3 protein-coding genes are annotated in these 21834 nt (G+C 75.4%); all 3 read right to left on the reverse strand.

Features of this window, described 5'->3' with window-relative positions:
* Window positions 1–18645 carry a non-ribosomal peptide synthetase gene (locus AC07A4_RS05685; protein ID WP_478593433.1) on the reverse strand — a complete coding sequence of 6215 codons (18645 nt, stop codon included), beginning with the start codon at window positions 18643–18645 and terminating at the stop codon, window positions 1–3.
* A 116-nt stretch (window positions 18646–18761) separates the two neighbouring features.
* Window positions 18762–20111, reverse strand: a complete 1350-nt coding sequence (locus AC07A4_RS05690; protein WP_478593436.1) for a serine hydrolase domain-containing protein — start codon at window positions 20109–20111, stop codon at window positions 18762–18764.
* Between the two features lie 84 nt (window positions 20112–20195).
* Complete coding sequence (locus tag AC07A4_RS05695) at window positions 20196–21404, reverse strand: cytochrome P450 (protein WP_478593439.1); 1209 nt, start codon at window positions 21402–21404, stop codon at window positions 20196–20198.
* Window positions 21405–21834 lie beyond the last annotated feature (430 nt).

The following is a 21834-nucleotide window of genomic DNA, read 5'->3' on the forward strand; positions in this document are numbered from 1 at the left end:
TCATCGTTCGTCGTGGTCGCTGTCGCCGCGTGCGGCGTCTTCGAGTTCGCTCAGGATCTGCTCCTCCACCAGGTCCGCCAGGGCGGCGACCGTGCGGTGGACCAGGACGTCGCGGGGCGTGAGGGTCACGCCGAACGCGTCGTTGGCCCGGGAGGCGATGAGCAGGGCGCGCAGGGAGTCACCGCCCAGGGAGAAGTAGTCGTCCTCGACGCCCACGGCGGTCCCCAGGACCTCTTGCCACAGGTCGGCGACGGCCTCCTCGGTGGGGGTGCGCGGGGCGACGTGGCCGGACGTCTCCTCCTGGTCCGGTGGCGGCGCGGGCAGCGCGGCCCGGTCCGTCTTGCCGTTCTCGGTGAGCGGGAAGCGGTCGATGACGACGTACGCCGCGGGGACCAGGGGTCCTGGCAGGGTGCGGGCGGCGAGCGCCCGCAGCTCGGCGGCGGGCGGCCGGTCCGCGTCGGGTGCGGCGAGGACGTGGGCGACCAGGCGCGGCAGGCCCGGCTCGTCCTCGCGCACGGTGACCACGGCGTCGAGGACGGCCGGGTGGCGCGCGAGCACGGCCTCGACCTCGCCCGCCTCGATGCGGTGGCCGCGCAGCTTGAGCTGGTGGTCGGTGCGGCCGAGGTAGTGCAGTTCACCGTGGGCGTCGCGGCGGACCAGGTCGCCGGTGCGGTACATGCGGGAGCCGGGCGGTCCGAACGGGTCGGCCGTGAACCTCGAGGCGGTCAGTGCCGGACGGTTCAGATAGCCGCGCGCCAGGGCCGGGCCGCTCAACCACAGCTCGCCCGCCACGCCGTCGGGCACTGGCCGCAGCCGCCCGTCCAGGACGTACGCACCGGTGTACGGCACCCGGCGGCCGATGGGCGGGGCGCCGCCGTCCGCCGTCAGCGGCGCAGACCAGGTGGCGACGACGGTCGCCTCGGTGGGCCCATAGGAGTTGACCAAGCGGTGGTGGGGCGCCCAGCGGGCCACCAGTTCCGGACCGCACGCGTCGGCACCTACGGTCAGCGTCTTCAGGTGCGGCAGCGTGCCCGGCGTCTCCGGCGGCAGCGTGGACAGGGCGGCCGGGGGCAGCAGCGTGTGCGTGATGCGCTCCGCCCGGAGCACCTCGGCCAGCTCCGCGCCGAGCAGCGGCCCGGGCGCGGGAACCACCAGGCTCGCACCCCGGGGCAGGGACATGCACAACTCCAGGACCGAGGCGTCGAAGCTCGGCGTAGCGAAAGCCAACACCCGATCCCCCGGCGCCACTTGATAGTGCGCGGCCTCAGCGGCGGAGAACCCCGCGAGCCCGCGATGGGTCACCACCACGCCCTTGGGCGTCCCCGTGGAACCGGACGTATAGATGACGTACGCCGGATCATCGAGCCGCAGCGGACGGACCCGGTCCGTGTCCGAGGGCCGATCCTCCCGCGCACCGTCCGCCGCCAGCATCCCGGCGACCTGCTCCGCCTCCAGCGTCACCGCGGGCGCCGCGTCCCGCAGCATGAACTCCACCCGCTCGGGCGGATACCCCGGGTCGACCGGAACGTACGCCGCACCCGCCTTCACCACACCCAGCTGGGCAAGCACCATGTCGACGGAACGCGGCAACACCAGCGCCACCAGATCACCAGGACCCACCCCCCGAGCGATCAACCGGTGCGCGAGACGGTTCGCACGCGCCTCCACCTCCGCGAAGGAGAGCCTCAGGCCAGGCCCGGCCAGCGCCACCGCCTCTGGAGTGCGGTCCACAGCGGCCTCGACCAGCGACGGCAGCACCTCCGGCACCACCGGCGCCAGCTCGGGACGCCCGGGCCCGCGCAGCAGCCGCTCGCGCAGCTTCGGCGGCAGGGCGTCCACCGCGTCCAGCGGCGTCCCCTCCGGTGCGGCGACCAGGGCGCGCAGGGTGTGGACGAGCTGGGCGGACAGGGAACGCGCGGTGGACTCCTCGAAGTAGCGAGGGTCGTAGCCGACGACGACACCCATCCGGCGGCCCGGCAGGATCACCACGGTCAGCGGGTAGTTGGTGGACTCATGGGCGTCGAGGTCGCGCACCTGGACGCCGTGCGCGCCCGCCGTGTCGTCGCCGACGGGATAGTTCTCGAACACCAGCAGGCTGTCGAACAGCGGCGTGCCCGCGGGCAGGCCGCTGACGGACTGCAGGTCGGTGAGCGGTACGTGGTCGAAGCGGCGGTCCTCGGCGCGCGCGGCCTGCGTCGCGCGCAGCCACGCCGCGCACGGGGCGTCGCCGTCGACGGTGACCCGGGCGGGCAGCGTGGTGATGAACAGGCCCGCGATGGTGTCGGCGCCCGGCATGTCCGCGGGCCGCCCGGAGACCGTCGTACCGAAGCACACGTTCCGCTCGCCGCTCCAGCGGGAGAGCAGCAGCGACCAGGCGCCCTGCACCACGGTGTTGAGGGTGAGCCGGTGCCGTCGGGCGAAGTCGGCGACGCGGTCGGTCTCGGCCTCCTCCAGGTACTCCGCCAGCCAGGTGCCGGAGCGGGCCGGGGCGCCCTGGGCGGGCCTGCGGTCGTAGGGCAGCGGGGTGGGGGCGGTCAGGTCGCCGAGCGCGCCCGTCCAGTGCTCCTCGGCGCGCGTGGTGTCGCGGGCGGCGAGCCAGGCGGCGTAGTCCGCGAACGGCCTGCGCTCCGGCAGCCTCGGCTCCTCGCCGCGGGAGAGCGCGGCGTGGGCGGCCACGACGTCACCGAGGACGTGGAAGACGCTCCACCCGTCGAGCAGGGCGTGGTGGAACGTCCACACCACGCGCACCTCGGCCGGGGTGAGGCGGATGAGGGCGACGCGCAGCAGCGGCACGCCGTTCAGGTCGATGCCGCGGGCCTTGTCCTCGGCGAGCAGACGCTCCAGTGCCGTGTCGCGCGCGTCCGGGGCGAGGGCGCTCCAGTCGAGCTCGGTGACGGGCACGGTGACGGCGCGCCGCACCGCCTGGAGCGGCACGGGCACCCCGTCCAGGACGACGGCGGTCCGCAGCACGGGCGTGCGGTCCACGACGTGCTGCCAGGCCGCGGCGAGGACCCGGGCGTCGGGCACGCCGTCCACGACGAACGTGATCTGCTCGACGTACAGCCCTTCGGCGGGCTCGTCCAGGCCGTGGACGACCATGCCCGCCTGGGTGGGCGTGAGCGGGTACAGGTCCACGACGTCGTGTCCGGTGCCCACAAGGCGGTCCACGGCGGCCTGGTCGAGCGGGGCGAGCGGGAAGTCCGACGGGGTGCGGCCGCCGGCGCCGGGTGCGGCGCAGTGCCGTGCGATGGCCCGCAGTTCGTCGGCCATCTCGGCGGCGAGCCGGGCGACGGTGTCGCCGCGGTGCACGTCACGCGAGTACGACCAGGTGAACTCCAGGCGCTTGTCCGTCACGCGCCCGATGACGTCGAGCAGGTGCGGGCGGTCCGCGGCCGTGTCCATGCCGCCCGCCAGGTCCCCGCAGGGCGCGTGCAGCAGGCCGCCGGCGGCGTTCCAGTCCTGCTGGCCCAGGTAGTTGAAGGAGACCCGCGGCAGCGCGGGCAGCGCCGCGCCCGCCGTGGGGTGCAGATGGCGCAGGGCGCCGTGGCCGAGGCCGCCGTGGGGCACGGCGCGCAGGCTCTCCTTGACGGACTTCAGGGCGGCGCCGGTGTCCGCGTCGCGGGGCACGTCGAGCGCGACGGGGAACACGCTGGTGAACCAGCCGACGGTCCGGGAGAGGTCGACGTCGTCGAAGAGTTCCTCGCGGCCGTGGCCCTCCAGGGTCACGGCCACCCGGTCCCGGCCGGTCCAGCGGCCGAGGACCCGGCCCAGGGCGCACAGCAGCACGTCGTTGACGCGGGTGCGGTAGGCGCCCGGCACGTCCTGGAGGATCCGCCGGGTCTCCTCGCTGTCGAGGCCCACCGTCACCGACTCCTCGCTGGCGGCGGTGTTCGCCCCGGTGAGGTCGGTCGGCAGGGCGTGGTCGCCGGGCACGTTCCGCCAGTGGTCGAGTTCGCCGTCGAAGCCCCCGGCCTCGGTGTGCGCGGCGAGGCGGCGGGCCCACGCCTGGAAGGAGGTCGTCTTCGGGCCGAGGTCGGGTGTGTTCCCGGCGCGCAGCGCCCGGTACGCGGTGTCGAGGTCCTCCAGGATCAGGCGCCAGGACACGGCGTCCACGACCAGGTGGTGCGCGGCGAGCACCAGGACCGGCCGCCGTTCGTCGTCGGAGCGGCACAGCGCGGCCTTGAGGAGGGGCCCGCTGTCCAGGTCGAAGCTCGCGCACAGGTCGTCGACGAGCCCCGCCGGAACGTCACTGCCGTCGCCCGGCAGCGCGTGCGCCTCCAGGTGCACTTCCGCGCCCGGCGGGGTGCCGTACTGGCGGCGGGCCCCGTCGCCGTCCTTCGGGTAGCGCAGGCGCAGCGCGTCGTGGTGGTCGTGGACGGCGGCGAGGGCGGCGCGCAGCGCGGTCTCGTCGGTGTCGGACGCCAGGTGGTAGGCGACGGCCTGGGTGAGGTGCGCCGGGTCGCCGGTGAGGGTGCCGAACAGCCAGTGCTGTACGGGCGTGAGCGGCGCGTCGCCGACGACGGCGCCCTGTTCGGCGGTCGTGCCCGCGGCGGGCAGTTCCTCCGCGGCGGCGGCGAGTTCGGCGATCGTCTGGTGGCGGAACAGGTGCCGCGGGGTGAGCGCGAACCCGGCTCTGCGCGCGGCGGCGACGATCTGGATGCCGAGGATGGAGTCCCCGCCGAGGGCGAAGTAGTTGTCCTGGGCGCCGACGTCGGGCACGCCGAGGACTTCGGACCAGATCGCGGCGAGCGTCTTCTCCGTGTCGGTGCGCGGCGGGACGCCGCCGCCGTCGGCCGGGGCCGACCACACGGGTTCGGGCAGCGCGTTCCGGTCGAGCTTGCCGGAGGCGCCGAGCGGCAGCCGCTCCAGCGGTACGACGGCCGCGGGGACCAGGTGGTCGGGCAGGCCCCGGGCGAGGAAGTCGCGCAGGGCGGCGGGGTCCGGGGCGGCGGTGCCGCGCGGCACCGCGTACGCCACGAGACGGCGGTGGCCGTCGCGCTCCGACACGCGGGCGGCGGCCGCGGCCACGTCCGGGTGCCCGGCGAGGGCCGCCTCCAGCTCGCCCAGCTCGACGCGGAAGCCGCGCACCTTCACCTGGTGGTCGGTGCGGCCCAGGTAGTGGAGTTCGCCGTGGGCGTCGCGGCGGACCAGGTCGCCGGTGCGGTACATGCGGGAACCGGGCGCGCCGAACGGGTCGGCCGTGAACCGGGACGCGGTCAGCGCGGGCCGGTTGAGGTAGCCGCGCGCCAGCGAGGGGCCGCTCAGCCACAGTTCACCGGGCACGCCGTCGGGCACTGGCCGCAGCCGCCCGTCCAGGACGTACGCACCGGTGTCGGGCAGTCGGCGGCCGATCGGCGGGGCCCCGCCGTCCGCCGTCAGCGGCGCCGACCAGGTGGCGACGACGGTGGCCTCGGTGGGCCCATAGGAGTTGACCAAGCGGTGGTGCGGCGCCCAGGCGGCCACCAGTTCCGGACCGCACGCGTCGGCACCTACGGTCAGCGTCTTCAGGTCCGGCAGCGTGCCCGGCGTCTCCGGCGGCAGCGTGGACAGGGCGGCCGGGGGCAACAGCGTGTGCGTGATGCGCTCCGCCCGGAGCACCTCGGCCAGCTCCGCGCCGAGCAGCGGCCCGGGCGCGGGAACCACCAGGCTCGCGCCCCGGGGCAGGGACATGCACAGCTCCAGGACCGAGGCGTCGAAGCTCGGCGTAGCGAAAGCCAACACCCTGTCCCCCGGGGCAACTTCATAGTGCGCGGCCTCAGCGGCGGAGAACCCCGCAAGCCCACGATGAGTCACCACCACACCCTTGGGCGTCCCCGTGGAACCCGACGTATAGATCACATACGCCGGATCATCGAGCCGCAGCGGCCGGACCCGATCCGCGTCCGACGGCCGGACCTCCCGCGACCCCTCCGCCGCCAGCATCCCGGCGACCTGCTCCGCGTCCAGCGTCACCGCGGGCGCCGCGTCCCGCAGCATCAACTCCACCCGTTCGGCGGGATACCCCGGGTCGACGGGGACGTACGCCGCCCCCGCCTTCACCACACCCAGCTGAGCGAGAACCATGTCAGCGGAGCGCGGAAGCACCAGCGCCACCAGATCGCCGGGGCCCACGCCCCGGGCGATCAGCCGGTGCGCGAGACGGTTCGCACGCGCCTCCACCTCCGCGAAGGAGAGCGTCAGGCCAGGCCCCGTCAGCGCCACCGCCTCGGGCGTGCGATCTACAGCGGCCTCGACAAGGGCGGGCAGCACCTCCGGCACCACCGGCGCCAGCTCGGGACGGCCGGGCCCGCGCAGCAGCCGCTCGCGTTCCGCCGCCGACAGGACGTCCACCGCGTCCAGACGCGTCTCGTCCGACGCGTCGGCCAGGAGGCGCAGCGTGTGCAGCAGCCGCTCCGACAGGGAGCGCGCGGTCGGCTCCTCGAAGCACGCGGGGTCGTAGTCCAGGATGACCGACAGGATGTCCCCGGGGGCCACCACCACGTTCAGCGGGTAGTTGGTGGGCTCCACGTCGCGTTCCTGCTCGAGGGCCAGGCCGTGCCGGGCCAGCGCGCCCTCGTCGAACGGGTAGTTCTCGAAGACGACGATGCTGTCGAACAGGTTCGTGCCGCCGGGCACCTCGCTCCAGGTCTGGATCTGGGCGAGCGAGACGAAGTCGTGTCTACGGGACTCGGACTGCGTGGCCTGCAGCTCGCGCAGCCACTCCAGAAGGCCGCGGCCGCCGTCGACGCGCACGCGGGTCGGCAGGGTGTTGATGAACACGCCCACCATCGAGGTCACCCCGGGCAATTCGGCGGGGCGGCCGGAGACGGTGGTGCCGAACACCACGTCGTCCCCGCCGCCGTACCGCGAGAGCAGCAGCGCCCAGGCGCCCTGCACCATGGTGTTCACGGTCAGTCCGGCCCGCTGCGCCGTCTCCCGCAGCCGCGCCGACACCTCGGCGTCCAGCTCCACGCCGACGGTGCCCGAGGACGACGCGCGGTGCGCCTCCGTGGCCCGCCGGTCCCTGGGGAGTTCGGTCGGCGCGGAGAACCCGGCGAGGGTCTCGCGCCAGTGCCGCTCCGCCCGCGCGGTGTCCTGCCGCGACAGCCACGCCAGGTAGTCGCGGAAGGGCGCGCGGTCGGCGATCTCCGGGCGGCGCCCCGCGGCCGCCGCCGCGTACCGCTCGCACACCTCGTCGAAGACCTGGGCGGCGCTCCACCCGTCGAGCAGGATGTGGTGGAACGTCCACACCATCCGTACGCGGTCCGGTGCCAGGCGGATCAGGGTGAGGCGCATCAGGGGCGCCGCGCCCAGGTCGATCCCGGCGTCGCGGTCCTCGTCGATCAGCCGGTCCATCTGGCGCGCGCACCAGTCGGCGTCCCGCCCGGTCCAGTCGTGGTGGGTGACGGGCACGGCGGCCCGGTGCCCCACGGCCTGGAGCGGCTCGGCGGTCTCCTGCCACACCAGGCGGGTGCGCAGCATCGCGTTGGCGTCGGCGGTCCGCTGCCACGCGTCGGCCAGGGCGTGCGGGTCTGTGACGCCGCTGAGCACCACCTGGACCTGGTTGACGTACGTCCGCGCCTCGGGGTCCATCAGGCTGTGGAACAGCATGCCCGCCTGCATCGGCGTCAGCGGGTACAGGTCGGCGACCGCGCGGCCGTCGCCCACGACGCGGTCCAGGGCCTCCTGGTCCACGCGGGCCAGCGGGAAGTCCGAGGGCGTACGGCCACCGGCGTCCTCGCGGCAGCAGTGCGCGACGATCTCGGTGAGCGCGCGCAGCATGCCGTCGGCGAGGCCCGCGACGGTCTCCTCGTGGTGCAGGGTGTGGCTGTAGTGCCAGGTGATCTCCAGCTGTCCGCCCTCGACGCGGGCGATCACGTCGAGGAGGTGCGGGCGGGTCGCGTCGGGCGCGTCGGCGCCGCCGAGACCGCCGGGCACGCCGCGCACCAGCGCCCCGCCGCCGCCCGCCGACCAGTCGAAGCGGCCCAGGTAGTTGAAGCTGATCCCGGGCGCGGGGGCGGCGGCGAGCGGGTCGTCCCCGGCGAGGCGGGCGAGGGCGCCGTGGCCGAGGCCCCGGTCCGGCACCGCCCGCAGCTGCTCCTTGACGGACTTCAGGGCGGTGCCCCAGTCGGCGTCCGGCACGTCCAGGGCGATGGGGTACAGGCTGGTGAACCAGCCGACCGTGCGGGACAGGTCGATGTCGTCGAAGAGCTGGTCCTCGCGGCCGTGGCCCTCCAGAGCGAGGGCGACGGTAGAACGTTCGGTCCAGTCGGCGACGGTACGGCCGAGAGCCGTCAGGAGCACGTCGTCGATGCGGGTGCGGTAGGCACCGGGGACCTTGCGCAGCAGGTCGTCGGTGCGCTCCCGGTCCAGGCGTACGGTGACCGCGCGCACGTCGGCCATGGTGGTGGCGCCCGGTGCGGCGCCGGTGTCCAGGGGCAGCGGCGCGGCGCAGTGCCCGGACACGGCGTCCCAGTGGGCGCGCTGGCCGGCGAACCCGCCGGACGCGGTGTGCGCGCGCAGGCGCCGCGCCCACTCCTGGACGGACGTGGTGCGCTCCGGGAGGCGTACCGGCGCTCCCGTACGTGCCTGCTGGTAGGCGGTGTCCAGGTCCTCCAGGAGGATGCGCCAGGACACGCCGTCGACGACCAGGTGGTGGACGGTCAGGAGCAGGCGCGGGCGCGCGCCGGTGAACAGGCGGGCGTTCAGGAGCGGGCCGGTGGCGAGGCGGAACGCGGCGTGCGCCGCGGCGGTGGCGCGGGCCTCGGCGGCTTCGGCGGCTTCGGGGTCCAGGCCGCTCAGGTCGCAGACCTCCAGGAGGTCCGGGGCCGTCTCGTCCGGGCCGGGGCAGTGCTGGCGCCAGGACCCGTCGTCGCCCTGGACGAACCGGGCGCGCAGGGCGTCGTGGTGGGCCCACAGGGCCTCAAGGGCGCGGCGCAGCGCGGCCGCGTCGACGTCTGGGTCCGTCTCGATGGCCAGGCACTGGTCGAAGACCTCGGGGCGGCTCGGCCCGGGGTCGAGGAACCAGTGCTGGATGGGCGTGAGCGGGACCTCGCCGGTCACGGGAGCGGTTCCGCTGACGGCGGCGGCCGTGCCGGTGGCGGCGGCGAGGGCCGCGACGGTGGGGTGGCGGAACAGGTCGCGCGGGGTGAGCCCGAGCCCGGCGGCGCGGGCGCGCGAGACGACCTGGATGCTGAGGATCGAGTCGCCGCCCAGCATGAAGAAGTTGTCGTCGGCGCCGACGCGGTCCACGCCGAGGAGGTCCGCCCAGATGCCGCTGAGGACGCGCTCGGCCTCGGTGCGCGGCGGGCGGTAGGCGGTGTCGCCCGCGGCCGACCAGTCAGGCGCGGGCAGTCTGTTCCGGTCCACCTTGCCGTTGGCGGTCAGCGGCAGCTCCGGCACCGTGACGAAGGCGGCGGGCACCATGTAGTCGGGCAGCTCGGCGGCCACGTGGGCGCGCAGTTCGCTCGCGGTCGGCGGGGCCGCCGCCGGTGCGGGCACGAGGTGGGCGGCCAGGCGCTTGCGCCCGGCGTGCTCGCACACGGACACGACGGCCTCGGCGACGCCCGCGTGCGCGGTGAGCCGGGCCTCGATCTCGGCGGGCTCGACGCGGAAGCCGCGCAGCTTGACCTGGTCGTCCGCGCGCCCCACGAAGTGCAGTTCGCCGTCGCCGCCGAAGCGCACGACGTCGCCGGTGCGGTACATCCGGCCGCCGGGCGGGCCGAACGGGTCGGCCACATAGCGGGCGGCACTCGCCCCCGCCTGACCGGCGTAGCCCCGGGCGAGCCCGGCCCCGGCGATGTACAACTCCCCCGGCACGCCCGGCGGTTGGGGCTGCAAGGCGGCATCCAGGACGTACACCCTGGTGTTGTCCAGGGGGCGTCCGATGGGCAGCACCGGCGGCAGCGGGTCACCGGCGCGGAAGGCGCGCCGGGTCGCGAAGGTGGTGGTCTCGGTGGGGCCGTAGCCGTCGACGACGGTCAGGCCGGGGCAGGCGTCGAGGACGCGCCGCACCACGGCGCCCGGCACGGCCTCGCCCCCGGTCCACACCTCCCGCGCGCCGCGCAGGCACGTGGGGTCCTCCTGGGCGAGGAGGCGGAAGAGACCCGCCGTGAGCCACAGGAACCCGACGCCCCGCTCGGCGATGGCGCTCCGGACGACGGCGGCCTCGACGTCACCGGGCGGGGCGAGGACGGCCGTTCCGCCGCGCAGCAGCGGCACCCACAGCTCGTAGGTGGAGGCGTCGAAGGCGTGCGGGGAGTGCACGAGGACGCGGTCGTGCCCGGCGAAGGCGCGGTCGAACGCGAGGGCGGCGACGTCCCGGTGGCGCACGGCGACGCCCTTGGGGGTGCCGGTGGAGCCGGAGGTGAACATCACGTACTGGACGGAGTCGGGGTGTGCGGCCGGGGCGGCGGAAGCATCCGGTACGGCCCTGCCGGGCTCCTGGCCCAGCTCTTGGCCCGGCTCTTGGCCCGGCTCTTGGTCGGGCCGCAGCACCGTGCCCTCCGGCAGCGCCTCCCGCGCCGCCCGCTCCCACTCCGCGTCGGTCAGGAGCAGCTCCGCGCCCACCTCGGCGAGCATGCGCCGCAGCCGCTCGCCGGGCGCGCGGCCGTCGAGGGGGACGTAGACGCCGCCGGTGAGGGCGAGCGCGAGCTGGGTGACGACCAGGCCGACCGAGCGGTCCATGAGGACGCCGACCGGCACCTCGGCCGTGACGCCGCGGGCGGTGAGCCGGGCGGCGAGCGCCGTGGCCCGGGCGTCCAGGTCCCGGTAGGTGAGCCGGTCGTCCCCGGCCTCCAGGGCGACGGCGTCGGGCGTGCGCCGCGCCTGCGCGGTCCACAGCTCCCCGACGGTCGCCTCGGGGGTGGCGGTGGCGGTGTCGTTCCACTCGTCGACGACCTGGCGGCGGCGGGCGGGCGTGAGCAAGGGAAGGCGCGCGGGCGGGCGTTCCGGCCCGGTGGCGATGCCGTCGAACAGCACGGTGAGGTACTCGGCCATGCGGGCGGCCGTGTCGGCGTCGAACAGGGCGGGGTCGTAGCCGAGGCGCAGGCCGAGCTCCGCGCCGGGATAGGCCACCAGGCTGAGCGGGTAGTTGGTGGTCTCGATGCCGTCGAGTTCGCTCAGGCGCAGCCCGTGGGCGGCGGCGAGTCCGTCGTCGACGGGGTAGTTCTCGAAGACGACGATGCTGTCGAACAGGGCCGTCCGCTCGGGGAGTCCGGTGAGGGTCCTCATCCGCGTGAGCGGCACGTGGTCGAAGCGGCGGTCCTCGCTCTGGTCGTACTGGAGGGTGGCGAGCCAGTCGACGAGGGTGCCATCGCGCGGCACCCGGACCCGGGTGGGCAGGGTCGTGATGAACAGGCCGGTCATGGACTCGGCGCCCGGCAGCTCGGGCGGCCGCCCGGAGACGGTGGTGCCGAAGACGACCTCGTCCCGGCCCGCCTGGCGGCTCAGGAGCAGCGCCCAGGCGCCCTGCACCAGGGTGTTCAGGGTCAGGCCCGCCGCCCTCGCCAGGTCCTCCAGGGCGCGCGTCGTGGCCCGCGGCACCGTGACGCGGACCGCCTCGGTGGACTCGGCGTGGTGGGTCTCGCGCGGCTCGCGGTCGTAGGGCAGCGCGGTGGCCTCGGTCAGGCCCGCGAGGCGGTCGCGCCAGTGCCGTTCGGACCGGTCGCCGTCGTCGCGGTCGCGGTCGCGCAGCCAGGCCACGTACTCGCTGAAGGGGCGCCGCGCGGGCAGCGGGGCGCCCTGCCCTTCGGGTCCCGCTCCCCGCGCGTGGCAGGTGAACACGTCGGACAGGACCTGGAACAGGCTCCAGCCGTCCAGGATCAGGTGGTGGAAGGACCACACCACGCGTACGGAGCTGTCGGTGAGCCGGACGAGGACCAGGCGCTGGAGCGGGGCGCACGCCAGGTCGACGCCGCGCTCGCGGTCCCGGTCGAGCAGGTCCCGCAGCCCGGCGCGCCGCTCGTCGTCGTCGCGCTCGCGCCAGTCCAGGTGCGTGACGGGCACGGACACCCGCCGCCCCACCACGAGGAGCGGTTCGGGCACGTCCTGCCAGACCGCGCGGGAGCGGAGCACCGGGGTGCTGTCCGTCACGCGCTGCCAGGCCGCCGCGAGGGCGGCGGGGTCGGGCACGCCGTCCAGGACGAACGACACCTGCTGGAAGTACACGCTCTGGTCGTCCTGCGAGAGGCCGTGGAAGAGCATTCCGGCCTGGGTGGGCGTGAGCGCGTGGACGTCCTCGACGGCGCCGGGGTCGTCGCCCACGACGCGGTCCACGGCCGCCTGGTCGAGCCGCGCGAGCGGGAAGTCCGACGGCGTACGGCCGCTCGCGCCGGGCCGGGAGCCGTGCCGGGCGATCCCGGCGAGCGCGTCCGCGAACCGCGCGGCGAGGCCCGCGACGGTCTCCTCCCGGTGCAGCGCGTCGGAGTAGAACCAGGTGAACTCCAGTACGTCGCCGTCCAGGTGCCCCACGACCTCCAGCGGGTGGGGGCGCGCGGACAGCGGGTCGGCGTCCAGTTCCAGGGGGCGGCACGGGCCGCCGTACAGGCCGTCCGCCGCGTCCGGGAGCCCGAAGCGGCCCAGGTAGTTGAAGCTGACCTGCGCGGCGGGAGCGGCGGGTGCCGTGCCGGGCGCGGCCAGGTGGCGCAGCGCGTCGTGCCCCAGGCCGTGCCGGGGCACCGCGCGCAGCTGCTCCTTGACCTGCTTCAGGACGGCGTCCCAGCCCGCGTCCTGCGGGACGGCGAGCGCGACGGGGTGGCGGGTGGTGAACCAGCCGACGGTCCGGCTGGTGTCGACGTCGGCGAACAGCTCCTCGCGCCCGTGGCCTTCGACGTCCACCAGGACCCGCTCGTGGCCGGTCCACTCGCACAGCACACGGCCGAGCGCGCTCAGGAGCACGTCGTTGACGCGGGTGCGGTAGGTGTCGGGGAGCGTGCGCAGCAGGGCGGCGGTGTCGTCGGGGGTGAGGCGTACGGTCACGGAGCGGGCGGAGGCGTAGGCGTTGACCCCCGCCGCGTCCGCAGTGTCCTGTGTGTCTAGGGGCAGGGCCGCTGCGGCGCCCGCCAGGGCCCGCGTCCAGTACGCCCTCTCGTCGTCGAAGCCGCCGTCGGCGGCGTGCGCGGCCAGGCGCTCGGCCCAGTGGCGCAGCGGCGAGGACTTGGCGGGCAGCGCCGCCGCCGCGTCGCGGCCCTCGCGACGGGCGCGGTAGGCCCGGTCGAGGTCTTCGAGCAGGACGCGCCAGGAGACGCCGTCGACCACGAGGTGGTGGACGGCCAGGTGCAGCACGGGCCGCGTCCCCGCGCCCCGCTCGTGCAGGACGGCCCGCAGCAGCGGCCCCTCGGCCAGGTCGAAGGGGCCCAGGTGCGGGGCGTCGGTGTCGGGTCCGGCGTGACGGGCCAGGCGCAGGCGCGGGGCGCGCTCCCCGATGTCCCAGCGGACGCCGGGCACGTCCCCGCCCGCGGCGTCCGCCACGAAGCGGGACCGCAGCGCGTCGTGGTGGGCGACGAGGTCGTTGAGGGCGTCTTCCAGGGCCGCCGCGTCGACGGCCTCGTACAGCTCGGCCGACAGGGTCTGGGCGAAGTGCCCGGCCCGCCCGGCGGCGCTGTCGAAGAGCCAGCGCTGGATGGGCGTCAGCGGCGCCCGCCCGGTGGCGGGGACGGCCGCGGGGGCGGCGGGCCGCCGGTCTTCGGCGGCGTCCGCGCAGCGGGCGAGGTCGGCGACGGTCTGGTGCCGGTAGACGTCGCGCGAGGTGACCGTCAGGCCCTCCTGCCGGGCCTGGGCGACGACTTGGATGCTGAGGATGGAGTCGCCGCCGAGCGCGAAGAAGTTGTCGTCCGCGCCGACCCGCTCCACGTGCAGGACGTCCGCCCAGATCCGGGCGAGGGTCCGCTCGGTGGGGGTGCGCGGGCTCACGTGGCGGGCGGTGCGCCCGGCGGGCCCGGGGTCGGGGAGCCGGTCGCGGTCCAGCTTGCCGTTGGGGTTCAGGGGCAGCGCGCTCAGCGTGACGACGACGGTGGGGACCAGGTAGTCGGGCAGGCCACGGCCGAGCTCCGCGCGCACCGCGTCCGGGTCGACGCGCGCGCCCGGGGCGGGGACGACGTAGCCGACCAGGCGCCGGTGTCCTTCGCTCTCGCGGGCGGCGGCGGCCGCCTGGGCCACCCCGGCGCAGCGCAGCAGCGCCTCCTCCACCTCGCCGAGTTCGATGCGGAAGCCGCGCACCTTGACCTGCTGGTCGGTGCGGCCCAGGTACTCCAGGTCGCCCGTCTGGGTCCAGCGCACCAGGTCCCCGGTGCGGTACATGCGGTCGCCGGGCGCGCCGAAGGGGTCGGCGAGGAAGCGGGCCGAGGTCAGGCCGGGGCGGCGCAGGTAGCCGCGCGCGAGACCGCCGCCGCCGAGGTACAGCTCGCCCGTCACACCCGGGGGCTGCGGGCGCAGCAGGTGGTCGAGGACGTAGGCGCGGGTGCGCGCCACGGGCCTGCCGATCGGCGGGGCCTGGTCGAGCTCGGTGTCGTCGGCGAACCAGGCGGTGGCGTAGACGGTGGCCTCGGTCGGGCCGTAGATGTTGGCCACCTCGCAGAACGGCACGGCCCGCCGCAGGTCGCGCAGGGTCTGCGCGGGCAGCGCCTCCCCGGCGAGGACGAAGGTGTCCGAGGCGATGGCCGCGCCGCCCTCGGTGAGCAGCCGCGCGACCACGGAGGGGACGCCGCTGACGAGCCCGGCGCGGCGCGGGTCGGGCGCCTCGGCGAGGGCCGAGAGGTCCGCGACCACCTCGACGCAGCCGCCCGCGAGCAGGGGGCAGATCAGCTCGAACACCGACACGTCGAAGTTGAGCGAGGTCGAGGCGATCACATGGGCGAGCCGCTCGGAGCCGAACCGCTCCCCCGCCCACGCGGCGAGCGCCCCCACGCTGCGGTGGGTGACCACGACGCCCTTGGGGCGGCCGGTCGACCCGGAGGTGTAGATGACGTACGCGGGATGGTCGGGGGCGAGTGGCCGCGCCAGATCCGCCGCCGTCAGGTCCGCCGCGGTCAGGTCCGCCTCCGCGGGCTGGCCCTCCACGTCGGCCAGGCAGTCCTCCAGGAGCAGCGGCGCGCAGTCCGCGGGCAGCGCGCCCGCGGTGTCGCGGCTGGCCAGGATGAGGGCGGGGGCGGCGTCGGCGAGCATGAAGCGGATGCGCTCGGCGGGGTAACCGGGGTCTACCGGCAGATAGCCCGCGCCGGACTTCAGGACGCCCCACAGGGCCGGGACCAGGTCGGCGGTGCGCGGCAGGCACAGGGCCACCAGCGTTTCGGGGCCGGCGCCGCGGGCGGCGAGGAGCCGGGCGAGGCGGTCGGCGCGCCGGTTCACCTCCGCGTAGGTCAGACGGGTCTCGCCGCTGGCCACGGCGGTCCGGTCGGGGGTGCGGGACACCTGGGCTTCGAAGAGCAGCGGCAGGGTGGTGTCGGCGGGGTCGTGCCCGACGCGCACGGGCGCGTTCCAGGTCTCCAGGAGGGTGCGCCGCTCGCCTTCCAGGAGCAGCGGCAGCTCGGCGAGCGTCCGGTGCGGTCCGTCCGCCATGTCCTCCAGGAGACCGTGCAGATGGCGGCCCATCCGGGCGACCGTGTCCCGGTCGAACAGACCGGTGTTGTACTCGACGGTCAGCTCGCAGCCGCCGTCGGCGTGCGGCGCGAACTCAAGGACGAGGTCGAAGCGGGACGCCGGACGCGGCAGCGGATGCTCCTCGACGCGCACCCCGCCCGCCCGCGGCGGGTGCGCGGGGGCCGTCTGCTGGACCACGAGCACCTGCACCAGCGGTGTCCGGCTGGGGTCCCGGGGCGGGGCCAGCTCCTCGACGACGCGGTCGAAGGGCACCCCGTCGTGCGCGAAGGCGTCCAGGACGGTCGCCCGCACGCGCTCCACGAACCGGCCGACGGTGGTGGTGTCGTCGACTTCCTCACGCAGCACCACGGTGTTGGCGAAGAAGCCGGTCACGTCCTCCAGGTCGCGGCGCCCGCGCCCGTTGGTGACGGTGCCGAAGGCCACGTCCCGCTGGCCGGAGTAGCGGGAGAACAGCACGGCCGCCGCCGCGGTGAACAGCGTGAACACGGTCGTGCCCCGGTCCCCTGCCAGCTGCCGAAGGCGCCTGACCAGGTCCGCGGGGAGCGGATGGCGGTGCGCGGCGCCTTCCGTGGTGCGCACCGGCGGCCGGGGCCGGTCGGTGGGTAGGTCCAGCTGCTGCATGCCCGTCAGGTGCCGCTTCCAGTACGCGAGGTCGTCGCTGTCCGCGCCCGAGGACCGCTGCCGCCGCTCCCACAGCGCGAAGTCCGGGTACTGCACGGCGGGCGCGGGCAGGCCGTCCGGGACTCCGGTGGCTTCCGCGTGGTAGAGCGCGGCCAGCTCGCGGGTGAGGACGCCGACGGACCAGCCGTCGGTGACGATGTGGTGCTGGGCGAGCAGCAGCAGGTGCTCGTCGGCGGCGGCCCGGATCAGGAGCGCCCGGGTGAGCGGTCCCGCCGCCAGGTCGAAGGCCCGGCCGAGTTCCTCGGTGAGCAGCCGCTCGGCGGCCTCGGCGCGCCGCTGGGCGGGCACGTGCGTCACGTCGGCCGTGCGCAGGGGCAGTTGGGCGTCGGGGCTGATCCGCTGCACGCCCTGTCCGGCCACGGTGGCGAAGGTGGTGCGCAGCGCGTCGTGGCGGGCGGCGAGCCGGTCCAGGGCGCGGCGCAGCGCCGCGGCGTCGAGCTCTCCGCGCAGCCGCAGCGCCACGCCGGTGTTGTACTCGGTGCCGCCCTCACTGAGGTCGTCCAGGAACCACAGCCGCTGCTGCGCGCTGGACAGGGGCAGCGGGCGCCCGCGCGGGGCGGGCGGTATCGGTTCGCGCGGTACGGCGGCGGACGGGTCGCCGAGGAGCGGGGCGAGGGCGGCGACGGTCCGCGCGGTGAACACGTCCCGCACGGTGAGGCGCGCGCCGAGTTCGTCGGTGATCCGCGACAGCGTCCGGGCGGCGAGGACGGAGTCGCCGCCCAGGTCGAAGAAGTCGTCGTCGGCGCCCACGGCGTCGACGGCGAGGACCTCGGCCCAGATGGCCGCGAGGGCCGCTTCCCGCGCCGTACGCGGCTCGGTCCACCCCGAGGTGGCGGCGCGGACGGGGGCGGGCAGGGCCTGGTGGTCGATCTTGTTGTTGCTGGTGAGCGGGAGTTCGTCCAGGACGACGACGGCGGCGGGGACCATGTGCGCGGGCAGCGCGGCGGCCGTGGCCGTGCGCAACGCCGCGGGCTCGGGGGGCAGGTCGGCGTCAGCGGGCGTGACGTACCCGACGAGCCTGCGCCGTCCCGGGTCGTCCTCGCGCACCACGACGACGGCCTCGCGCACCCCGGGCTGACGCAGCAGCGCCGCCTCGATCTCGCCGGGTTCGATGCGGAAGCCGCGGACCTTGACCTGGCGGTCGGCGCGGCCGAGGAACTCCAGCTCGCCGTCGGCGTTCCAGCGGGCCCGGTCGCCGGTGCGGTAGAGCCGGGATCCCGGCGGGCCGAAGGGGCTGGCGACGAAGCGCGTCGCGGTGAGCCCTGGGCGGCCGAGGTAGCCGCGGGCCACGCCGTCGCCGCCCACGTAGAGCTCGCCGTCGGTGCCGGGCGGTACCGGGCGCAGCGCCGCGTCCAGGACGTGGGAGCGGGTGCCGGGCAGGGGCGTGCCGATGCTCGGGGTGCCGCTCCCCGCGGCCAGCGGCCCGGTCCAGGAGGTGACGACCGTCGCCTCGGTGGGCCCATAGGAGTTGATCATCCGGCGGCCGGGCGCCCAGCGGTCGACGAGCGCGGGCGGGCAGGCCTCGGCGCCCACGATCAGCGTGCGCAGGTGCCGTCCGAGGCCGTCGGGTGCCGGGGCGGGCAGGGTGGCGAGGGCGGCGGGCGGGATGAGGGTGTGGGTGATGCGGTGGGCGTCCAGGACGGCGGCGAGTTCGTCGCCGAGCCAGGGTCCGTCCGGCGGCACCACCAGGGTGGCGCCGGACAGCACGGAGGAGCACAGCTCCAGGATGGAGGCGTCGAAGCTGGGTGAGGAGAACTGCAGCACGCGGCTTCCGGGACCCACGGCGTAGCGCTCGGCGGCGGCGCGGCTGAAGCCCGCGACGCCCCGGTGGGTGACGGTCACGCCCTTGGGGGTGCCGGTGGATCCTGAGGTGTAGATGACGTACGCCGCGTGGTCGGCGCCCACCGGGTCGCCCCGGTGGGCGGGCGTGGGCGCGGACGTGTCGTCGAGGACGGCGCGGACTTCCTCCAGGTCGTCGAGGACCACGGCGGGTGCCGCGTCGGCCAGCATGAACTCCCGCCGTTCGGCGGGGTAGGCGGGGTCCACGGACAGGAAGGCGGCGTGCGCGCGGGTCACGGCGAGCTCCGCCGCGACCAGCTCCATCGACCGGGGCAGGACAAGGGCGACCGTCCGGTCCGGTCCGGCCCCGCGCCGTACCAGGTCGTCGGCCAGACGGTCGGCCCGCTCCGCCAACTCCCGGAAGGACCAGGTCCGTTGGCCGTCGGTCACCGCTGGCGCCTCGGGCGTACGGGCCACCCACGCGGCGAACAGCTCACCGAGCGTCGGGTGGGGCGCCGGTCCGGCTCCCTCGTTCCCGGAGGCCGCGGCGGTGCGGTCGGCCGGGGGCGCGGGGGACGCCGGAGTGGGCTTGTCATGCAGGTCCGTCATGGGGGTGTCCTTCGGAGCGGGGACGGTGCGGGTGCGCGCGGGCTGAAGCTTGCGGGGCTTCCCGGGCAGGGCGAGGTCGTGCGGGGCGTGCCGGGGCCGCGGTGGCGGATGGGTGGTCAGGCGGCGCTGGTGCGGCGGGCGGTGCGTCCCGAGATCTGCACGCGCTCGACGGCACCGGTGGCGGAGTCCCGGTGGAACCGCCCGCCGGGCTCGCGTCGGCCGGTGGTGGGGTCGACCAGGTCGCAGGTCAGGTCGGGGTAGCAGACCAGGGGGAGGGGGAGGTCGCCGTCGACGGAGAGGAGCGGGGATCCGTCGGCGTCGAGGGTGATCCGGTATTCCATCCGGCCGTTGCGGTAGACGCCGGCGCATTCGGGGAGCGCGATGGGCTCGCCGCGGTGTGCGGGCGCCGGAGCGGTCGGCACGCGCACGCCGGTGAAGCGGGTGAGGTCGTCGGCGAGGTCCTGCCACAGGGCGGTGGCGCCACCGGCGTTGCCGGTGAAGGCGACGACGACGCCGCTGTGGGGCTCGGCCCGCAGATGGCAGGAGGTGCCCTGGGCGTTTCCGTCGTGGCCGCACCACCACCGGCCGTCCTGCTCGAACAGGGCGAGGCCGAGCCCCCACGCGTCGGCCAGGGTGCCCGGGGCGGCGCCCTGTTCGGGGCTGCGCATGCGGGCCGCTGCGGCGGGCGGAAGGACCGCGTCGCGGCCTATCAGGGCTCTGCCGAGCGCGGCCAGGTCCAGGGCGCTCGCGAGCAGGGCGCCCGCCGGGGCCTCGACCGCGGCGAGGTTCTGCTGGGCCGGGCGCAGCTGGCCCGTCGCGGTGTTGAGGGCGTGGCCCGCGGCGCGGGCCCGGGCGCTGGCGCGGCCGCCGAGGAAGGCGGGCGCCGTGCCCAGGGGCTCCAGGAGCAGGGCCTGGATGGCCTCGGTCCAGGTCATGCCGGTCACGGATTCGATCAGCCGCCCTGCGGCGACGTAACCGGCGTTGGAGTAGGAGAAGCCGGTGCCGGGTGCGAACAGGGCGTCCTGTGCGGTGCAGACGCCCGCGAGATAGCGGGCGGCGCTCGCCCCGTCCGCCGTGTCCGAGTCGGGCCCCGCGGGCAGTCCGGCGGTGTGACTGAGCAGGTGACGTATCGTTACCTCGGGTAACGCGCGTAGCTCGGGGACGAACGAGGCCACGGCGTCGTCCGGGTCGAGGTCCCCGTCGTCGGCCAGGAGCATCACGGCGGCCGCCGTGTAGACCTTGGTGACGGAGCCGAGGGGGACGGCCGTGTCGGCGGTGAACGGCGTGCCTGCGGCGGCGTCGGCGATGCCGGTGTGGGCGCTGATGACGCCCGCCCCGGTGTCCACGGCCAGGTGGGCGCCGGGCACGCGGTGGGCGCGGGCGAGGGTGTCGAGGCGTTCTTGCAACGCTTGGCTCAAGCGGGACGGTTGCCGCTCGGCGATGGGCGCGGCGCTGGAGTACGGCATGGAGAAGTGGCTCCCGTTAGCGGTGGCTCGTGGCGGGTGGTACACCGGCCGGCGGGCTCTGGGCCGGGCGAGGTGGCGCGCGTACTACGGTCTGGCGACGTCGACGGGAAGGTGGCGCACGCCGACGAGGACGGCCGGGTTCTGGTAGGTGACGTCGGCGTAGGAGGGCACGGACAGATCGCGGAAGCGTTCGAGCAGCATGCGCAGGGCGATCCGGGCCTCCAGGCGGGCCAGGGGCGCGCCGAAGCAGAAGTGGATGCCGTGCCCGAAGGTCAGGTGGGGGTTGGGGTTGCGGGTCACGTCGAGGGCGTCGGGGTCGGCGAACTTGCCGGGGTCGCGGTTGGCGGCGCCGAGGTGGGCCATCACCAGGGTGTCGGGGGCCAGTTCGTGGCCGCCGATGACCACGGGCTTGGTGACGCGGCGGCCCAGCTCGGGGAAGGGCGGCAGCCAGCGCAGCACTTCCTCGATGGCGTCCGGCAGCTTCGCGGGGTCGGCGCGCAGCGCGGTGAGCGTGCCGGGGTGGCGGTCGAAGGCGACGAGGGCGTTGCCCAGGAGCGCCGTGGTGGTGATGTGCCCGGCGACCAGGAGCAGGGCGACGAACCCCACCATCTCCTGGTCCTCCATGCGGACGCCGTCGACCTCGGCGGCGATGAGCTTGCTGGTGAGGTCGTCGCCGGGCTCGGCGCGGCGGCGGCGGATGTGGTCAAGGACGTAGCTGTTCATCTCGCGCACGGTCGGCGCGATGGCCTCAAGGGCGCGCTCCAGGTCGGCCATGTCGGGCGCTTCGCTGAGCTGGTCGCCGCCGAAGAGGGTGGCGGCCCACTCCTGGAACAGCGGGTGGTCCTCGGCCGGGACGCCGAGCAGTTCGGCGATGACGATGATGGGCAGGGGGTAGGCGAGCGCGTCGACCATGTCGATGCGGTCGCGGTCCGCGACGGCGTCCAGGAGGCGCGCGCACACGGCTTCGATGCGCGGTTCGAGCCCGTGCACCACCCGCGGGGTGAAGGCCTGGCTCACCAGCGTGCGGAACTTGCGGTGCTCGGGTGGGTCCATGGCCACGAAGTTGCCCTGCCTGAAGGCGTCGAAGTCCTCCTGGGTGGGGGCGATCGGGGTCATGTCGGAGGAGTACGTCGCGGGATCGGCGAGCACGGCGGCGACCTGCTCGTGGTCCACGACGTGCCACACCCCCTGCGCCTCGTCGTACCGGACCGGTCCTGACTCCCGCAGGGAGCGCCAGCGTTCGGTCAGGGTGTCGAACAGCAAGTGGGCTTGTGTCGGCGGGTTGTTGGTCACTTCTCTCCCTCGAGTGGGGGCGCGGGCAGGCGGAACCGGGGCGGCTTCGCCGTCGGGGCGCGCGTGAGGTCCGGTGCGCCGTTCGGAGGCCCTGGTGGTGCCGGGCGGCTCGCGGCCACGAGGGACCGAAGGGCGCCCGACAGGGCGAACACGACGCGCGAGCAGGCCAGTTGGGCGTCCGTCAGGAAGGCAGGGCAGGCGCTAGTGACGGGCGGTGAGCTCACCGGCCCGTGCGCCTGTCACCCGTCCGTCATCGGGGCCGCTTGGCCTTGGTCAACACGTCCGCCCCGGCGCACTCCGGCTGTTCGTCCACCCTCGGGCAAAGGGCGGGACCTGTCGTGCGGGCCAAGCCGACATCACTCATCCCCCAGTGAAACCTTCCGCGCGGCTGACGCGCGGAACTCCCCAAGCACGTACGAATCGGCGGCGC

The sequence above is a fragment of the Streptomyces sp. NPDC043996 genome, assembly GCF_056435225.1.